Source organism: Streptomyces sp. NPDC059582 (assembly GCF_042735715.1).
In the GTDB taxonomy this organism is placed as follows: domain Bacteria; phylum Actinomycetota; class Actinomycetes; order Streptomycetales; family Streptomycetaceae; genus Streptomyces.
Map to the genome: position 1 here is coordinate 1 of NZ_JBHWCC010000007.1, position 17,066 is coordinate 17,066.

Genomic DNA, 17,066 nt, shown 5'->3' on the forward strand with positions numbered 1-17,066 from the left:
AAATACCAGCTCCGCCCCCGCGACTGGGACGCCGCCGCCCGCGAGGGCCGCACCATCGCCCCCCTCATCACCCGCCTCAACGACATCCGGCGGCGGAGCCCCGCCCTGCGTCAACTGCGCGACATCCACTTCCACTCCGTGGACCAGGACGCGGTGATCGCGTATTCGAAGCGGCACGGTTCGAACACGGTTCTGGTGGTCGTCAACCTCGACCCTCACCACACCCAGGAGGCCACGGTCTCGTTGGACATGCCGCAACTCGGCCTCGACTGGCACGAGTCGGTGCCGGTGCGCGACGAGCTCACCGGCGAGACCTATCACTGGGGCAGGGCCAACTACGTGCGCCTGGAACCGGGCGACCGGCCCGCGCACGTCCTCACCGTCCTGCGACCGTCCACCCCGCAGACCGGAGGGTCACCCACACAATGATGCTCAACGAGCCCGTTCCGGACACGTTCGAGGACACTCCCGCCAAGGACCGGGACCCGGATTGGTTCAAACGCGCCGTCTTCTACGAAGTCCTCGTCCGGTCCTTCCAGGACAGCAACGGCGACGGCGTCGGCGACCTGAAGGGCCTCACCGCCAAACTCGACTATCTGCAGTGGCTGGGCGTCGACTGCCTGTGGCTCCCGCCCTTCTTCAAGTCCCCCCTGCGAGACGGCGGGTACGACGTCTCGGACTACACCGCCGTCCTGCCCGAGTTCGGCGACCTCGCCGACTTCGTGGAGTTCGTCGACGCCGCCCACCAACGCGGCATGCGCGTGATCATCGACTTCGTCATGAACCACACCAGCGACCAGCACCCGTGGTTCCAGGAGTCCAGGAAGGACCCCGACGGCCCCTACGGCGACTACTACATGTGGGCCGACGACGACAAGCAGTACCAGGACGCCCGCATCATCTTCGTCGACACCGAGGTGTCGAACTGGACCTTCGACCCGGTCCGCAAGCAGTACTTCTTCCACCGCTTCTTCTCCCACCAGCCCGATCTCAACTACGAGAACCCGGCGGTGCAGGAGGAGATCATCTCGGCGCTGCGGTTCTGGCTGGACCTCGGCATCGACGGCTTCCGCCTCGACGCCGTGCCCTACCTGTACGCCCAGGAGGGCACCAACTGCGAGAACCTCCCCGCCACGCACGAGTTCCTGAAGCGGGTGCGCAAGGAGATCGACGCCAGTTATCCGGACACGGTGATCCTGGCCGAGGCGAACCAGTGGCCCGAGGACGTCGTCGACTACTTCGGCGACTACGCCGGCGGCGGCGACGAGTGCCACATGGCCTTCCACTTCCCCGTCATGCCGCGGATCTTCATGGCGGTGCGCAGGGAGTCCCGCTACCCGGTGTCGGAGATCCTGGCGAAGACACCGGCGATCCCCGCCGGCTGCCAGTGGGGCATCTTCCTGCGCAACCACGACGAGCTCACCCTCGAGATGGTCACCGACGAAGAACGCGACTACATGTACGCGGAGTACGCGAAAGATCCGCGGATGCGCGCCAACATCGGCATCCGCCGCCGCCTCGCCACGCTCCTGGACAACGACCGCAACCAGATCGAACTCTTCACCGCCCTGCTGCTCTCCCTGCCCGGCTCGCCGATCCTCTACTACGGCGACGAGATCGGCATGGGCGACAACATCTGGCTCGGCGACCGCGACGCGGTCCGCACCCCGATGCAGTGGACCCCCGACCGCAACGCGGGCTTCTCGTCCTCGGACCCCGGGCGGCTGTACCTGCCCACGATCATGGACCCGGTCTACGGCTACCAGGTGACCAACGTCGAGGCGTCCATGTCCTCGCCGTCGTCCCTGCTGCACTGGACCCGCCGCATGATCGAGATCCGTAAGCAGAATCCTGCCTTCGGACTGGGGTCCTATACCGAGCTGCAGTCCTCCAACCCGGCCGTGCTCGCCTTCCTGCGCGAGGCCCCCGCGACCGAGGACCAGGGGGACGACCTGGTGCTGTGCGTGCACAACTTCTCCCGCTTCGCCCAGCCGACCGAGCTGGACCTGCGGGCGTTCCACGGGAGGCACCCGGTCGAGCTCTTCGGCGGGGTGCGCTTCCCGGCCATCGGCGAACTGCCGTACCTGCTGACCCTGACAGGGCACGGCTTCTACTGGTTCCGGCTCCGCAAGGACGCCGCCTAGAAGCCCCGGGCGGGGCGGTTTCCACCGCCCCGCCCGGGGCACGCATCAGTAACACCCCGCCCCCCGGGGAAAGGACGCGACCCATGTCGGAAGCCGTCACGCGCACCGCAACCACAGACCCTGGCCTTCTTGCGTCCCTGGACCCACTGCTGCGGGAGTGGCTGCCGCGGCAGCGCTGGTTCGCGGGCAAAGGACGTCCGGTCACCGGGTTCTCGCCGGTCGCGGCCACCGAGCTGCTGCCGGCGCACGGCTCGCTGGGCCTCTACCACCTGCTGGTGCGCGCCCACCAGCCGCCCACGCTGGGTGCCCCCGCCCAGCCCGGCGACTGCTACCAGCTCCTGATAGGCGCGCGCGAGGCGCTGCCGCCCCGGCTGGCGCCCGCGCTGATCGGACATGTGACGCAGGGGCCGCTCGCCGGACGGACGGTGTACGAGGCCCTGTACGACCCCCGGCCCGCCGATGTGCTCCTGGAGGCCCTGCGCTCCCAGGCCCGCATCGGCGGGCTGCGTTTCGAGCGGGACCGGAGCCAGGAGATACGCACCGGTCTGGTACCGCGGGTGATGACCGCCGAGCAGTCCAACTCGTCGGTGGTATACGGAGATACGTTCATTCTCAAGCTGTTGCGCCGGGTGGTGCCCGGCACCAACCCCGACCTCGAACTGCCGCTCGCCCTGGCCCGCGAGGGCTGCGCGCGGGTACCGGCGCCCACGGCCTGGCTACGGGCCGAGCTGTCCGGCGAGTCGTACGTCCTGGGCGTGCTCCAGCCGTTCGTGCAGGGCGCGTCGGACGGCTGGGAGCTGGCGCTGCGCGAGCTGGCCAAGGGCGAGGACTTCGTGGCCGAGGCACGGGCCCTGGGACGCGCCACGGCCGAGGTGCACACCGCGCTGGCCCGGGCGCTGCCCACGGTGACCCTGGGGCATGCCCAGCTGCGCCCGATGGCCGACGGCATGATCGAGCGGCTCGACGCGACCGCGCAGGCGGTGCCCGCGTTACGCCCGTACGCACCCGGTCTGCGCACCGCCTTCGAGGCGCTGGCCGACCTGGCGGCCGAGGGCCAGACCTGGACCGCCCAGCGCATCCACGGCGATCTGCACCTCGGACAGTGTCTGCGTTCGCCGTCCGGCGCCTGGTCCCTGATCGACTTCGAGGGCGAGCCGGCCAGGCCGCTGACCGAGCGGCGGATGCCGCAGCCCACGGTGCGGGACGTCGCGGGGATGCTGCGCTCCTTCGACTACGCCGAGCACTCCGTGAGCCCGTCGGTGCCGGGATGGGCGGACGCCTGCCGGGCCGCCTACTGCACCGGGTACGCCGAGGCCGGCGCCCGCGACCCGCGCACCGACCCCGTGCTGCTGCGGGCCTACGAGACGGACAAGGCCGTCTACGAGGTCCTGTACGAAGCCCGGCAGCGCCCCGACTGGCTCCCGGTCCCGCTGTCCGCGGTGCGCCGTCTGGCCGCGCCCGACCTGTCCTGACCTCACCCTCGCCCAGGAGGCTCCGTCCGTGACCCCCAGCCCCCCGTCCAACGGTTCGCATCCGAAGAAGACGGCCGAGGAGACGACGACAGCGAAGAAGGCGGCGGCGAAGAAGGCGGCCACCGAGAAGGCGGTCGCGAAGAAAGCGGTGACGAAGAAGGCGACGGCGCGGAAGGCGGTCGCGAAGAAGACGGCCGCCGACCACCCGGCCGACGAGAAGGTCGTCGCCAAGAAGGTCGTCGCCAAGAAGGCGGTCGTCGAGAAGGCGGTCGTCGAGAGGGCAGTGACAGCGAAGGCCGTGACAGCGAAGGCCGTGACAGCGAAGGCCACGGTCAAGAAGGCGGCGGTCAAGAAGGCCGCCGGGAAGACCCCCGGGAAGACCGTCCCCGCGCCCAGGGCCGCGGCCGCCCCCTCGGCCATACCCCTGGCCATCTCCCCCGCCGTGGACGCGGGCGACCGTGAGCGTCTTCTGCACGGCACCCACCACGCCCCGCACTCCGTGCTGGGCGCCCACCCGGTGCCCGGCGGTGTGGCCTTCCGCGCGTTCCGGCCGTACGCGCGGTCCGTGACCATCGCCGCCGGGAACCTGCGTGCCGAACTGCACGACGACGGCGACGGGTTCTTCTCGGGCCTGCTCCCCCTGACCGACGTCCCGGAGTACCGCCTGCTGGTGGCGTACGAGGGAACGGTCCAGGACACCGAGGACTCCTACCGTTTCCTGCCCACGCTGGGCGACCTGGACCTGCACCTGATCGGCGAGGGCCGGCACGAGCAGTTGTGGACGGTGCTCGGCGCCGATCCGATGACCCACCAGGGCGTGGCCGGAACCCGCTTCTCCGTGTGGGCGCCGAACGCGCGCGGGGTGCGGGTGACGGGCTCCTTCAACTTCTGGGACGGCGCGGGACACCCCATGCGTTCGCTGGGCTCGTCCGGCGTCTGGGAGCTGTTCGTGCCGGGCATCGGCGAGGGCGAGCTGTACAAGTTCGAGATCACCCGCCCCGACGGTTCACGGACCGTGCGGGCCGACCCGCTGGCCCGGCGCACCCAGGTCCCGCCCGAGACCGCCTCGATCGTGCACGCCTCGCACTACGAGTGGGACGACGCGCAGTGGCTGGCGCACCGCGGGGACACGCCGGCGCACGAGGCCGCGTTCTCCGTCTACGAGGTCCATCTCGCCTCCTGGCGCCCTGGACTGACGTATCGCCAGCTGGCGGACCAGTTGCCCGCGTACGTCAAGGACCTCGGCTTCACCCATGTCGAGCTGATGCCCGTCGCCGAGCACCCCTTCGGCGGCTCCTGGGGCTACCAGGTCACCGGCTTCTACGCGCCCACGGCCCGGATGGGCACCCCGGACGACTTCAAGTACCTGGTCGACGCCCTGCACCGGGCGGGGATCGGCGTCCTGATGGACTGGGTCCCGGCCCACTTCCCGCGTGACGACTGGGCCCTGGCCGAGTTCGACGGCCGTCCGCTGTACGAGCACGAGAACCCGCTGCGCTCCGCGCACCCCGACTGGGGCACGCTGGAGTTCGACTTCGGCCGCCGTGAGGTGCGCAACTTCCTCGTCGCCAACGCCGTGTTCTGGTGCGAGGAGTTCCACATCGACGGGCTGCGCGTGGACGCGGTCGCCTCGATGCTCTACCTCGACTACTCGCGCGAGCCGGGCCAGTGGGTGCCGAACGAGCACGGCGGCCGGGAGAACCTGGACGCGGTGGCGTTCCTCCAGGAGATGAACGCCACGGTGTACCGGCGGGCGCCGGGGGTCGTGACGATCGCGGAGGAGTCCACCGCCTGGGACGGCGTCACCCGTGCCACCCACCACAAGGGGCCGAGCGGTTTCGGCGGGCTGGGCTTCGGCCTGAAGTGGAACATGGGCTGGATGCACGACTCGCTGGAGTACATGAGCCACGAGCCGGTGCACCGCAAGTACCACCACAACGAGATGACCTTCTCGATGGTGTACGCGTACAGCGAGAACTACGTCCTGCCCATCTCGCACGACGAGGTCGTGCACGGGAAGCGTTCACTGGTGTCGAAGATGCCGGGCGACTGGTGGCAGCAGCGCGCCGACCACCGTGCCTACCTCGGCTTCATGTGGGCCCATCCCGGCAAGCAACTCCTCTTCATGGGCCAGGAGTTCGCCCAGGGCGCGGAGTGGTCGGAGGCGCACGGCCCGGACTGGTGGCTGCTCGACCCGGCGTACGGGGCGGAGGCCGACCACCGCGGTGTGCGCGACCTGGTCCGCGACCTCAACACCGTCTACCGCCACACGCCGGCGCTCTGGCAGCGCGACACCGAACCGGCCGGCTTCCAGTGGATCGTCGGCGACGCGTCCGAGGACAACGTCGTCGCGTTCGTGCGGTACGACGCCGAGGGCTCACCCCTGCTCGCGGTCTCCCACTTCTCCCCAGTGGTCCGCCACGACTACCGCCTCGGCGTCCCCGACGACGTCCCCGCCTGGCACGAGAGCCTCAACACCGACGCGGCGAGGTACGGCGGCAGCGACGTCACCAACCCCGACCCGGTCAAGCCGGAGCCCCAGCCCTGGCACGGCCGCCCGGCCAGCATCCGGCTGACCCTGCCGCCCCTGTCCACGGTGTGGCTGCGGCCGGCCTGAGAGCCGCCGGTTCGAGCGCCGCGCGGTGACCGCCGGTCGGCGCGGTCGTGTGCGGTGGGATCCGCCCACCGCACACGTACCGCGCCGACCGCGCCTCAGGCGGTGGGGACGGCCAGTGCCTTCGGCAGCCGGCCGGTGTGCAGCACCCCCAGCCGCTGGGTGGCCCGGGTCAGGGCCACATACAGATCGCTGGTGCCGTACAGCGCCGGCTCCACCACCAGCACGGAGTCGAATTCCAGCCCCTTCGACTGCCGCGGGTCGAGCAGGACGACGCTCCGGGTCAGGTCGGGCTGCGCGCCCGCCGTCACCCCTTCCAGCCGTGCGGCCAGCTTCCGGTGCAGATGGCGCGGGGCGATGACGGCGAGCCGCCCCTCGGCGGGCGCCAGCTCCTTGACCGCGTCGGCGACCGCGCCGGACAGGTCGTCGGTCGCGCGCACCCACGGCCGTACGCCCGTCGAACGCACCGAACTCGGCGGCTCGAAGTCGGGCTGCTCGGCGCGCACCACGGCCGCCGCGAGCTCCATGATCTCGGCGGGCGTGCGGTAGTTGACGCCGAGGCGGGTGTGCACCCAGCGGTCCTCGACATACGGTTCGAGGATCTTCCCCCAGGAGCCGACGCCCGCCGCCTCCGCGGTCTGCGCCGGGTCGCCGACCAAGGTCATCGAGCGGGTGGGGCTGCGCCGCATGAGCAGCCGCCACGCCATCGGCGACAGCTCCTGCGCCTCGTCGACGATGATGTGCCCGAACGCCCAGGTCCGGTCGCCGGCGGCCCGCTCGGCGGCGCTGCGGTGGTCGTCCTCCTCGTGCCGCTCGGCGAACCGCTCGGCGTCGATGATGTCGTGCGCGGACAGGACCTCGGAGTCCTCCGCGTCGATGTCCTCGAACTCGTAGGTGCGCGAGGCGTAGGAGACGTCGAGCACGCCCTGCGCGTAGGCGACCTGTGTCTCCCGCTCGCGCTCCGCGACCGCCCGCGCCACCCGCTCGTCCACGCCGAGCAGTTCGGCCGCCTCGTCCAGCAGCGGTACGTCCGCGACGGTCCACGCCCGGGTCACCGGACGGCGGACGGCGGCCGCGTCCTCGTCGGAGACGTAGCCCACCGGGTCGGCGAGGAAGTCCGCGACCAGGCGCTGCGGTGTCAGCCGCGGCCACAGCTGGTCGATGGCGGCCCAGACCTCGGGGTTCTCGGCGAGGTCGTCGCGGATCTGGGTGATGTCGCTCGGGTCCAGCAGGTTGGTGCCGTCGAACGGGTCCGTGCCGATGCGCTCGGCGACCATGTCGGTGAGCGTGTTGAGGATGTGGCCCTCGAAGTGCTCACGCGCCACGTTGTGCGGCAGTCCGGCCGAGCGGGTGCGCTCCCGGGCCACCCGCACCAGGCCGTCGTCGAGCATCAGGACCTCGCGGTCGTGCTCGATCGCGAGCACCGGGTCGGGCAGCGCCTGCCAGTCGCGTACGACGTCGGCGAGGACGTCCGCCATGTCGGCGCGGCCCTTCACGGCGGCCGCCTCGCGGGTGTCGGTCGCGGTCGCCTTCACGCCGGGGAACAACTCGCCGACCGTCGCCAGCAGGACGCCCGTCTCGCCGAGCGAGGGCAGCACCTCGCCGATGTAGCCGAGGAAGGCGGGGTTGGGTCCGACGATCAGGACGGCGCGCTTGGCGAGCAGTTCCCGGTGTTCGTAGAGGAGATAGGCGGCCCGGTGCAGGGCCACGGCCGTCTTTCCGGTGCCGGGACCGCCCTCGACGACCAGCACCCCGCGGTGCGGCGCCCGGATGATCTCGTCCTGCTCGGCCTGGATGGTCTGCACGATGTCGTTCATGCGGCCGGTGCGCGCGGAGTTGAGCGCGGCGAGCAGCACGGCGTCGCCGGTCGGGTCCTCGTGGCCGGTGCGGGTGGCGTCGCCGAGGTCGAGGATCTCGTCGTGCAGGGCGGTCACCGTACGGCCGCTGGTGGTGAGGTGCCGGCGCCTGCGCAGGCCCATCGGGGTGTGGCCGGTGGCCAGGTAGAACGGGCGGGCGACGTCCGCACGCCAGTCGATCAGCATCGGGGTGCGTTCGGCGTCGTCGGTGCGCAGGCCGATGCGGCCGATGTGGTGAGTCGTACCCGAGGTCAGGTCGATCCGGCCGAAGCAGAGCGAGCCGTCGACGGCGTCGAGCGCGGCGAGCAGCCCCGATCGCTCGGCGACCAGGATGTCCCGCTCCAGCCGCGCCTGCATGGGCGTGTTGCCCTGTGCGAGGGCGTCCGTGACGCCTGCCTCGGTGTCCCCGCGCAGGGCGTCCACGCGCGCGTACAGGCCGTCGACGAATTCCTGCTCGCTCCGCAATTCACTGTCTGGAAAATCGGTGTTTGACAATTCTGCTCCCGCGCGGATACACTGTGGCCAGTGAACTTCTTCGCGACCTTTTCCTCTTGAAGTCGCGAATTATCGAATATACGCAAGGAAATCCCCCGAGCGCAATTGCTCGGGGGATTTCTTGTGTACTGCGTGCATATCGCGCCTACCGCGGCCGTCGGACCGCGTGTGTTCAGCCCGCCTCGAGCACGTCGGACAGCTCCTCGAGCAACCGCCGGCCGGGCCGGGCGCCCACCATCGACTTCACCGGTTCACCGGCGCGGAACACCATGAGCGTGGGCGTCGCCAGCACGCCGTAGGCGATCGTGGTCCGCGGGTTGCGGTCCACGTCCAGCTGGACGACCTTGATCCGGTCCCCCTCCTCGAAGGCGATGCCCTTCAGCACCGGCCCGAGCTGCCGGCACGGCCCGCACCAGTCGGCCGTGAACTGCACCAGCACCGGCAGATCCGAGCCGATCACCTCCGCCTCGAAGTCCTCGTCCGTCACCTCGGTCACGCCGTCCGCCTTGATCATGGTTTGATCACCGTTTCCGACCTCCCAGTTCGCACCGGGGTTCCGGACCGCCCGGAACCAGCGCCTCGGCGGCCAGTCCGTTCCGCGCCAGCTCGGCCTTCGCCAGCTGGTCGCCGACCAGTGCCCGCACCGCCCGCAGCTCGCCGATCAGGGCGTCGAGCTCGTCCAGCTTGCGCCGGTAGACCGCGAGCGACGCCGGGCACGAGTCCCCCTCGGGGTGCCCGGCCCGCAGACACTCCACGAAGGGCCGGGTCTCCTCCAGGTCGAACCCGAAGTCCCGCAGGGTCCTGATCTGCCGCAGCAGCTTCAGGTCCCGCTCGTCGTAGGACCGGTGCCCGTGCTCGTCCCGTCGCGCGGGCAGCAGCCCCCGCGACTCGTAGTACCGCAGCGTCCGCGTGGTGGTTCCGGCCCGTGCGGCCAGCTCGCCGATTCGCATGCGGACGAACGTACGCCTTGACGCCGACGTCAAGGCAAGCGCTCGTCCTGCGGACGCGCGGCCTGGACCGGCACCCCGGCGGACTCCTCCACCTCCATCAGCGACGCGCTGCGCCGCTCCTCCTCGAACGCCCGGCGCCCGCCCCGCAGCCCGAACAGCCGCTTGGCGAGCGCGATGTAGAGCACGGCCAGGATGTTGAGGACCAGGGTGGCGATCTTCAGCCAGCTGATGTGCTCGGTGAGTTCGTAGATCTCCAGCGGGAGGAACGCGGCCGTGGCGACCACGGTCAGGTACTCCGCCCAGCGTCTGGCGTACCAGAGGCCGACCGCCTCGACGAGCTCGACCAGCGCGTAGACCAGCAGCAGACCTGCCACCAGCACCAGCGTCGAGTGCTCGTAGCCGAACGCCTTCTGGATGGTGCCGACCACGGGTGAGTGGTCGAGGTCGTAGTGGAAGTGCCGGAAGACCGGGCGGAAGACGTCGAGGTACTCGTCGAAGAGCCGGCGCACCGCGTCCTGGCTGTTGCTGAACTTCCACACGGCCGCCGCGACCAGCACGATGAACACCCCGCGCACGGCCCGTTCGATCGCGAGGAAGCGCAGGATGAACAGGTCGCGCAGCACCTTGCCGCGCGGGACGAGCGGTGCCTGGTCGGCGGGGCCCGTGCCGTGCGGCTCGCCGAGGGCGAAATCGCCGCAGCGCAGACAGCGCCAGACGTCGCCGAGGGCGGTCTCGGCGTGCAGTCGCAGCCGCAGTCCGGCTTCGTCCGGCGCGTACGTCACATGACCGTGCCGTGCGCAGGTCCGCCGGTCCCAGTCGATCTTCATCCCCCGTGCCTCCATGTGCGTGCCGCGCCAGTCGATCGGCGCGGCACGGTAATGGAGGCGATTAAGAAGACGGTAAGAATCCGGTCAGTGCGCCCGGGCGGTCTCGGCCGCTTTCGCCGGCTCGGCCTCGGGTTCCCCCGCGGCAGGCTCGGCCGCGGGTTCGCCCGCGGCGGGCTCGACATCCGGCTCCCCCGCGGCAGGATCGACATCCGGCTCCCCCGCGGCCGGCTCGGCCTCGGGTTCCCCCTCCGCCCCGGCCTCGGCCGGCGTCTCCGTCCTCGCCTTCCTGGGCAGCAGGACCGCGACCAGGACCGTGCCGACGCCCAGGATCACCGCGCCGATGAGGCTGGTGTGGGCCACCGCGTCGGAGAAGGACGAACCGACGGCGTCCGCCATCCGCTGCGCGCCCTGGGCGAGCTGCTCCGCCTGCGCCTTCAACTGGGCCGCCTGCTGCGGGTCGCCGGTGCGTGCCGCCTGTCCTGCGAGGGCGTGCGCCTTGTCGCCGATGCCCTGGGCGACGGCGTACCCGGCGCCCACCGAGTCCTGGGCCGTGGACAGCGTGTCCGCCGGGAGCTCGCCGCCGGCCGTGGCGTCCGCGAGGTGGTCCGAGTACGAGGTCGCCAGCAGCGAACCGAGGAGGGCGATGCCGAGCGAGCCGCCGAGTTCGAGCGAGGTGTCGTTCACCGCGCCGCCGACGCCCAGCTCGGACTCCTGGAAGGCGCCCATGATCGCGTCCGTGCAGGGCGAGAGGGCGAGCCCGATCGCGAGGCCGAGGACGACGAGCGGGGCGACGAGATCGCCGTACGCCGAGCCCGAGTCCACCTGGGAGAGCAGGGCCAGGGCCGCCGTGCCGCCGACCATGCCCGCGCTCACGGTCCACTTCATGCCGACCCGCGGGGTGAGGTAGCCGGTCAGGGCCGAGCCGACGAACACGGCGCCGGCCAGCGGCAGCATGCGTGTGCCGGTCTCCAGGGCGTCGTAACCGAGGACGAACTGGAGGTGCTGGGTGAGGTAGTAGAAGGCGCCGAAGACGGCGAGGAAGAAGAGGGCCACGGCGAGGTTCGAGCCCGCGAAGCGACGGTCGGCGAAGCGCCGTACGTCCAGGACCGGGCGCGGGTGGCGCAGCTCCCACAGGACGAAGGCCGCCAGGCCCGCGCCGGCGACGGCCGCCGCGGTGACCGCCCTGACGTGCCAGCCGAAGTGCGGCCCCTCGATGATCATGTAGACGAGCGCGCCGATCCACGCCACCGACAGCAGTCCGCCGACGTAGTCGATGCGCTGGTGGTGCGCGGCCTTCGACGGCGGCACGAGGACGAGGGCGCCGACGAGAGCCACGGCGGCGATCGGCACGTTGATCAGGAAGGTGGCGGACCAGCCGTGGCGCTCCAGCAGCGCCCCGGCGACCAGCGGCCCGGCCGCGATGGCGAGTCCGGCGGTGGCGGTCCACAGGGTGATCGCCTTGGCGCGTTCGGCGCGCGGAAAGGTCGCGGCGAGCAGGGACAGTGTGGCGGGCATGATCAGCGCCGCACCGACGCCCATCACCGCGCGGGCCGCGATGACCCCCGTGGAGCTGTCGACCAGGGAGCCCACGACGGCCCCGCCCCCGAAGACCACGAGCCCGAGGACGAGCGCGCCGCGCCTGCTGTACTTGTCGCCGATCGCGCCGAGCAGCAGCATCAGCGCGGCGTACGGGACGGTGTAGCCGTCGATGACCCACTGGAGGTCCGCGCTCGACAGGCCCAGGTCCCGGGTCATGTCGGGGGCGGCGACCGTGAGGGCGGTGTTCGCCATCACGATGATCAGCAGGCTCAGGCAGAGCACGAGGAGCGCCCACCAGCGCCGCCGGTAGGGACCCTCCATCCTCTCGACCGGTTCGTTCATGACGAGTCGCATGGGCGGGGTCGCCTTCCTCTTCCGCTACGTCCGAAGTAGTTGCACAGTGGAGTGCAATTACACAACGATGTGCAATCTACGACTCTGCACACCACTGTGCAAGTCGCGGAGAGGGGCAGAATGGCTGCCATGACCACGGGTAACAGCAGTCGTGCCGACGCGAACCGCCGCCGCATCCTCGACGTCGCCCTCGCCGAGCTGCTGCGCGACCCCGACGCGTCCATGGACCAGATCGCGCGCGCGGCCGGCGTCGTACGGCGGACGGTGTACGGCCACTTCCCCAGCCGTGAGGCGCTGATCAGCACGCTGCTCGACGGCGCGGTGGAGGCCGTGGAGACGGCGAACGCGGCGGGCCGCGACGGCGTGGCGGACCCGGCGGAGGCGCTGGCCCGCTCGACGCTCGCGATGTGGGCGGTCGCCGACCGCTATCGCATCCTCGTCGCGCTGGCCCAGCGCAGCGTCACGGTGCAGGGCATCCGGGACCGGCTCACCCCGGTCCGCGAGGCCTGCGTGGAGGTGCTCCGGCGCGGCCTGGACCAGCGGGTCTTCACCTCACCGCTGCCGGCGCCCGCCCTCGCGTACGTGCACGAACAGATGCTGTTCGCGCTGATGGAGGCCGTGAACGACGGCCTGCTGAGAACCGAGGAGGCGGGCCGCTCCGCCGCGGTCACGATCCTGACCGCGGCGGGCGTACCCGCCTCTCGTGCCACCGAGCTGGTGACGAAGCTGAGCGAATGAGCGCCGGTGCGCCGCGCGGCTACGCCTTGGCCAGTTCCCTCTCGCCGCCCTCGCGCGGCTCGGGCAGGTCGGCCCCGGCCCCGGCGTCGCCCTCGTCCAGCAGCGTGCGCTCGTCGAAGGGCAGCTCACCGGCGAGCACCTGCCGGACCCGGTCCGTGTCGATCTCCTTCGTCCAGGTGCCGACCAGGACGGTGGCGACGGCGTTGCCCGCGAAGTTCGTCAGGGCACGGGCCTCGCTCATGAAGCGGTCGATGCCCACGATCAGACCGACGCCGTCCACCAGCGCGGGCTTGTGCGACTGGAGACCACCGGCCAGCGTGGCCAGACCGGCACCGCTGACGCCCGCCGCGCCCTTGGAGGCGAGGAGCAGGAACAGCAGCAGCGGGATCTGCTCGCCGATCGACATCGGCGTGCCCAGGGCGTCGGCGATGTACAGCGACGCCATGGTCATGTAGATCATCGTGCCGTCGAGGTTGAACGAGTAGCCGGTCGGGACCGTGATGCCGACCACCGACTTGCTGACGCCCAGGTGCTCCATCTTCGCGATGAGCCGCGGCAGCGCGGACTCGGAGGAGGAGGTGGACAGGATCAGCAGGAACTCACGGGCCAGGTACTTGCACAGCACGAAGACGTTCAGACCGGCGACGACCCGCAGCAGCACGCCGAGCACGACGAAGACGAACAGGAAACAGGTCACGTAGAACCCGAGCATCAGCACGGCGAGGCTCTTGAGCGCGTCCAGGCCCGCCGAACCGGTCACCGCGGCGATGGCACCGAAGGCACCGATCGGGGCCGCCCACATCACCATGGCGAGGATGCGGAAGACGAGCCGCTGGATGTGCTCGACACCGCGCAGCACCGGCTGCCCGACCGGGCCCATCGCCTGCAGCGCGAAGCCGGCGAGCAGGGCGATGAGCAGCGTCTGGAGTACCTGCCCCTCGGTGAAGGCCGACAGGAACGTGGTCGGAATGATCGACAGGACGAACTCGACGGGCGGCAGCGCCTCGTCGGACACCTGGTCGTGCCCGGTCGCCTTGAGCGCGTCCGTCAGGTGCAGTCCGTCACCCGGGTGCAGGACGTTGCCGACGACCAGCCCGATGGCCAGCGCGACCAGGGACATCACCAGGAAGTAGCCGAGCGCGATACCGCCGACGGCGCCGACCTTCGCGGCCTTGCGCACCGAACCGATGCCCAGCACGATCGTGCAGAAGATGATCGGAGAGATCATCATCTTGATCAGGTTGACGAAGCCCGTGCCCAGCGGCTTGAGCTCGACCGCGAAGTCGGGAGCCACCAGGCCCACGACGATGCCGAGGGCCACCGCGGCGATCACCGCGAGATAGAGGTAGTGCGTGCGGTCCCGCTTCGCTGCGGGTGCGGCAGGTGCCGTATCGGGGGTGCTGGCGGCCACGGCTGCCCTCCTTGACGTCTTTGTCGGCTTTCCCGGAGTGCGGCTCACGGCCGGGAAGTGTCGGGAGCGGCGCTCCCGGGGGATGGGGGGATGCCGTGACTATCCACCCCTGTGTGAGGGCGGTCACCCTTCCGTTCATTTAGTTCACGCTTAACGTGGGGGGCACACTGACGACATGCCCATCCGCTTCCCGAGGCCCCGCAGCCTGGCCGGCCAGCTCTTCGCGATGCAGGCCGTGCTGATAGCGGTCGTCGTCGCCGGGTACGCGCTGTTCACCTACGTCAACGACCGCAGCCAGGCCGAGGAGGCGGCGGGACGTCAGGCCACGGCGGTGGCCCGGTCGGTCGCCGACGCCCCCTCGGTCCGCGCGGCGATCCACAGCGCCGACCCGACGGCCCTTCTCCAGCCCTACTCGCTGCGGGTCATGCGCGACACCGACGTCGACTTCGTCACGATCATGGATCCGCGGGGCATCCGCTGGACCCACCCCGCCGAGGAGGAGATCGGCCGGCGCTTCCGGGGCAACACCGCCCGTGCCCTGAAGGGCCAGACCTTCACCGAGACCTACACCGGCACCCTCGGCGCCTCGGTCCGCGCGGTCACCCCCGTCGAGGACGGCGACAAACGGATCATCGGCCTGGTCAGCGCGGGCATCAAGGTCGAGGCGATCAGCGCACGGGTGCAGGACCAGGTCACGGCCCTGCTCGGGGTCGCGGCGGGCGCGCTCACGCTCGGCGCGATCGGCACGTACGTCATCAACGCCCACCTCCGCCGCCACACCCACGGCATGAACGCCGCCGAGCTCAGCCGGATGCACGACTACCACCAGGCCGCCCTGCACGCCGTGCGCGAGGGCCTGCTGATGCTCGACGGCCGCTACCGGGTGGCGCTGATCAACGACGGCGGGCGGGAACTGCTCGGGGTGTCCGGCGAGGTGGTCGGCCGGTCGGTGGCGGAGCTGGGTCTGCCGGCCCCGCTGACCGGGGCGCTGCTGGCGTCGGAGCCCAGGGTGGACGAGGTGCATCTGAGCGCGCGACGGGTGCTGGTGGTGAACACCTCACCGGTGTCGGGCGGCGAGCGCCGGGGCACGGTGGTCACCCTGCGGGACGTCACCGAACTCCAGTCCCTGATGGGCGAACTGGACTCCGAGCGGGGCTTCACGCAGGCGCTGCGCTCCCAGGCGCACGAGGCGGCGAACCGGCTGCACACGGTCGTGTCCCTCATCGAACTGGGCCGGGCGCAGGAGGCCGTGGAGTTCGCGACGGCCGAACTGGAACTGGCCCAGGCGCTCACCGACCAGGTCGTGGCGGCGGTGAGCGAACCGGTGCTGGCGGCTCTGCTGCTGGGCAAGACGGCCCAGGCGAACGAGCGGGGCGTGGAGTTGGTGGTGTCGCGGGAGAGCGGCCTCGACGACGGACTGCTGCCGAGGACCCTGCCCGCGCGGGATCTGGTGACGATCCTCGGGAACCTGATCGACAACGCCGTGGACGCGGCGCAGGGCAGCGGGCGGGCCCGGGTGACGGTGACGGCGTACACGAAGGCGGCGGACCTGGTCCTGCGCGTCTCGGACACGGGGGCGGGCGTGGACCCGGCCCACGCCGAACTGGTCTTCCAGCGCGGGTTCTCGACGAAACCGGCCGGACCGGGCGGCCGGGGTCTGGGCCTGGCCCTCGTGCGGCAGGCCGTGGCCCGGCACGAGGGGGTGCTGTCGGTGGCGGCGGCCGAGGGGGGCGGGGCGGAGTTCGTGGCGCGGTTGCCGCTGCGAACGGGCGCCGCGGTCCAGGAAGCCGATACGCACGAAGCCGTTGCGCACGAAGCCGTCGCGCGGGGCGCCGTGTCGGGAGGCGGTGCATGACGGCCGAGCAGCCCATCCGGGTCCTCGTCGTGGAGGACGACCCCGTCGCGGCGGACGCGCATGTGATGTACGTGGGCCGGGTGCCGGGGTTCGTGGCCGTCGGCAAGGCCCACACGGGCGCGCAGGCACGGCGGCTGCTGGACCGCACGGCCGTCGACCTGCTCCTCCTCGACCTGCACCTGCCGGACGTGCACGGCCTGCAACTGGCCCGGTCGCTGCGTGCGGCCGGGTACCACGCGGACGTCATCGCGGTGACGTCGGCGCGGGATCTGACGGTCGTACGGGAGGGCGTGTCGCTCGGCGTCGTGCAGTACGTACTGAAGCCGTTCACCTTCGCGACCCTGCGGGACCGGCTGGTGCGGTACGCGGAGTTCCGGGGCGCGGCGGGCGAGGCGAGCGGACAGGACGAGGTGGACCGGGCGCTGGCCGCGCTGCGGGCACCGGGACCGGCCGCCCTGCCCAAGGGCCTGAGCGCGCCGACGCTGGAGCGGGTGACGGGAGCGCTGCGGGAGGCCGAGGAGGGGCTCACCGCGGCGGGCGTCGCGGAGACGGTGGGCATCTCCCGGATCACGGCCCGGCGCTACCTGGAACACCTGGTGGAGGCGGGACGCGCCGAACGCAAGCCGTTGTACGGCCAGGTCGGACGGCCCGAGCTGGTCTACCGGTGGGTCCGGGGGGTGGAGCGGGGGAGGTAGACGCGGCGGAACGCTTCAACGGCGGCCACTCACAGGGCACCCGGCCCGGCTCCGGCCGCTGTTCCCGCACCGGCACCCGCTCCGGGCCCTGTTGCCGCACCCGCACCGGCGCCCGC

Annotated in this window: 13 protein-coding genes; 7 read left to right on the forward strand and 6 right to left on the reverse strand. The window is 71.3% G+C overall.

The genetic code is table 11. The annotated features are described in order from the left end of the window. From ACFV0T_RS08615 to glgB, 4 genes are all read left to right on the forward strand, one after another. On the forward strand, positions 1-429 hold a 429-nt coding region (locus tag ACFV0T_RS08615; RefSeq protein WP_385775939.1), incomplete at its 5' end, for a DUF3459 domain-containing protein. Next, entirely contained in the window at positions 426-2,144 is a 1,719-nt protein-coding gene (gene treS / locus ACFV0T_RS08620; protein ID WP_385775941.1) for a maltose alpha-D-glucosyltransferase, read from the forward strand. The genes ACFV0T_RS08615 and treS, both read left to right, overlap by 4 nt. 83 nt (positions 2,145-2,227) lie before the next feature. Further along, on the forward strand, positions 2,228-3,616 hold the full coding sequence (locus ACFV0T_RS08625; protein WP_385775943.1) for a phosphotransferase: 1,389 nt from the start codon (positions 2,228-2,230) through the stop codon (positions 3,614-3,616). A gap of 28 nt (positions 3,617-3,644) precedes the next feature. Continuing rightward, a complete protein-coding gene (glgB, locus tag ACFV0T_RS08630; RefSeq protein WP_385775945.1) occupies positions 3,645-6,233 on the forward strand; it encodes a 1,4-alpha-glucan branching enzyme in 2,589 nt (862 codons plus the stop codon). 95 nt (positions 6,234-6,328) lie between these two features. Here glgB and ACFV0T_RS08635 read toward each other — a convergent pair whose 3' ends face one another. The 5 genes from ACFV0T_RS08635 to ACFV0T_RS08655 form a co-directional block, all read right to left on the reverse strand. Further along, on the reverse strand, positions 6,329-8,551 hold the full coding sequence (locus ACFV0T_RS08635; protein WP_385775947.1) for a HelD family protein: 2,223 nt from the start codon (positions 8,549-8,551) through the stop codon (positions 6,329-6,331). A 202-nt stretch (positions 8,552-8,753) separates the two neighbouring features. After that, positions 8,754-9,095 carry a thioredoxin family protein gene (locus ACFV0T_RS08640; protein ID WP_385775949.1) on the reverse strand — a complete coding sequence of 114 codons (342 nt, stop codon included), beginning with the start codon at positions 9,093-9,095 and terminating at the stop codon, positions 8,754-8,756. Positions 9,096-9,102: 7 nt separating this feature from the next. Beyond that, positions 9,103-9,531, reverse strand: coding sequence for a MerR family transcriptional regulator (locus tag ACFV0T_RS08645; protein ID WP_385775951.1), 429 nt, complete (start codon positions 9,529-9,531; stop codon positions 9,103-9,105). 29 nt (positions 9,532-9,560) lie between these two features. Beyond that, positions 9,561-10,358, reverse strand: coding sequence for a DUF2127 domain-containing protein (locus ACFV0T_RS08650; protein ID WP_385775953.1), 798 nt, complete (start codon positions 10,356-10,358; stop codon positions 9,561-9,563). 84 nt (positions 10,359-10,442) lie between these two features. After that, a complete protein-coding gene (locus ACFV0T_RS08655) occupies positions 10,443-12,251 on the reverse strand; it encodes an MFS transporter (protein ID WP_385775955.1) in 1,809 nt (602 codons plus the stop codon). 120 nt (positions 12,252-12,371) lie between these two features. Here ACFV0T_RS08655 and ACFV0T_RS08660 point away from each other — a divergent pair, with 120 nt between their 5' ends. After that, the gene (locus tag ACFV0T_RS08660; protein WP_385775957.1) at positions 12,372-12,989 is read left to right on the forward strand and encodes a TetR/AcrR family transcriptional regulator; all 618 of its coding nucleotides are present in this window, start codon (positions 12,372-12,374) and stop codon (positions 12,987-12,989) included. A 19-nt stretch (positions 12,990-13,008) separates the two neighbouring features. On the opposite strand, the gene ACFV0T_RS08665 is transcribed toward ACFV0T_RS08660, so the two are convergent. Next, positions 13,009-14,400: a cation:dicarboxylate symporter family transporter gene (locus tag ACFV0T_RS08665; protein WP_385775959.1), complete on the reverse strand. Its 1,392-nt coding sequence runs from the start codon at positions 14,398-14,400 to the stop codon at positions 13,009-13,011. Positions 14,401-14,575: 175 nt separating this feature from the next. Between ACFV0T_RS08665 and ACFV0T_RS08670 the strand changes: the two genes are divergently transcribed. Together ACFV0T_RS08670 and ACFV0T_RS08675 are read left to right on the forward strand one after the other, a co-directional pair. Then, entirely contained in the window at positions 14,576-16,255 is a 1,680-nt protein-coding gene (locus ACFV0T_RS08670; protein ID WP_385775961.1) for an ATP-binding protein, read from the forward strand. Next, positions 16,252-16,950 (forward strand): response regulator, encoded by a 699-nt coding sequence (locus tag ACFV0T_RS08675; RefSeq protein WP_385775963.1) that lies wholly within the window; start codon positions 16,252-16,254, stop codon positions 16,948-16,950. Before ACFV0T_RS08670 ends, ACFV0T_RS08675 begins: the two co-directional genes overlap by 4 nt. The last annotated feature ends 116 nt before the right edge of the window (positions 16,951-17,066 follow it).

Bases quoted from the DNA above. Each gene is read 5' to 3' on its own strand.
- ACFV0T_RS08640 (WP_385775949.1), bottom strand. From the start codon at position 9,095: ATGATCAAGGCGGACGGCGTGACCGAGGTGACGGACGAGGACTTCGAG.
- treS (WP_385775941.1), top strand. From the start codon at position 426: ATGATGCTCAACGAGCCCGTTCCGGACACGTTCGAGGACACTCCCGCC.
- ACFV0T_RS08660 (WP_385775957.1), top strand. From the start codon at position 12,372: ATGGCTGCCATGACCACGGGTAACAGCAGTCGTGCCGACGCGAACCGC.
- ACFV0T_RS08670 (WP_385775961.1), top strand. From the start codon at position 14,576: ATGCCCATCCGCTTCCCGAGGCCCCGCAGCCTGGCCGGCCAGCTCTTC.
- ACFV0T_RS08645 (WP_385775951.1), bottom strand. From the start codon at position 9,531: ATGCGAATCGGCGAGCTGGCCGCACGGGCCGGAACCACCACGCGGACG.
- ACFV0T_RS08625 (WP_385775943.1), top strand. From the start codon at position 2,228: ATGTCGGAAGCCGTCACGCGCACCGCAACCACAGACCCTGGCCTTCTT.
- ACFV0T_RS08650 (WP_385775953.1), bottom strand. From the start codon at position 10,358: ATGAAGATCGACTGGGACCGGCGGACCTGCGCACGGCACGGTCATGTG.
- ACFV0T_RS08675 (WP_385775963.1), top strand. From the start codon at position 16,252: ATGACGGCCGAGCAGCCCATCCGGGTCCTCGTCGTGGAGGACGACCCC.
- ACFV0T_RS08655 (WP_385775955.1), bottom strand. From the start codon at position 12,251: ATGCGACTCGTCATGAACGAACCGGTCGAGAGGATGGAGGGTCCCTAC.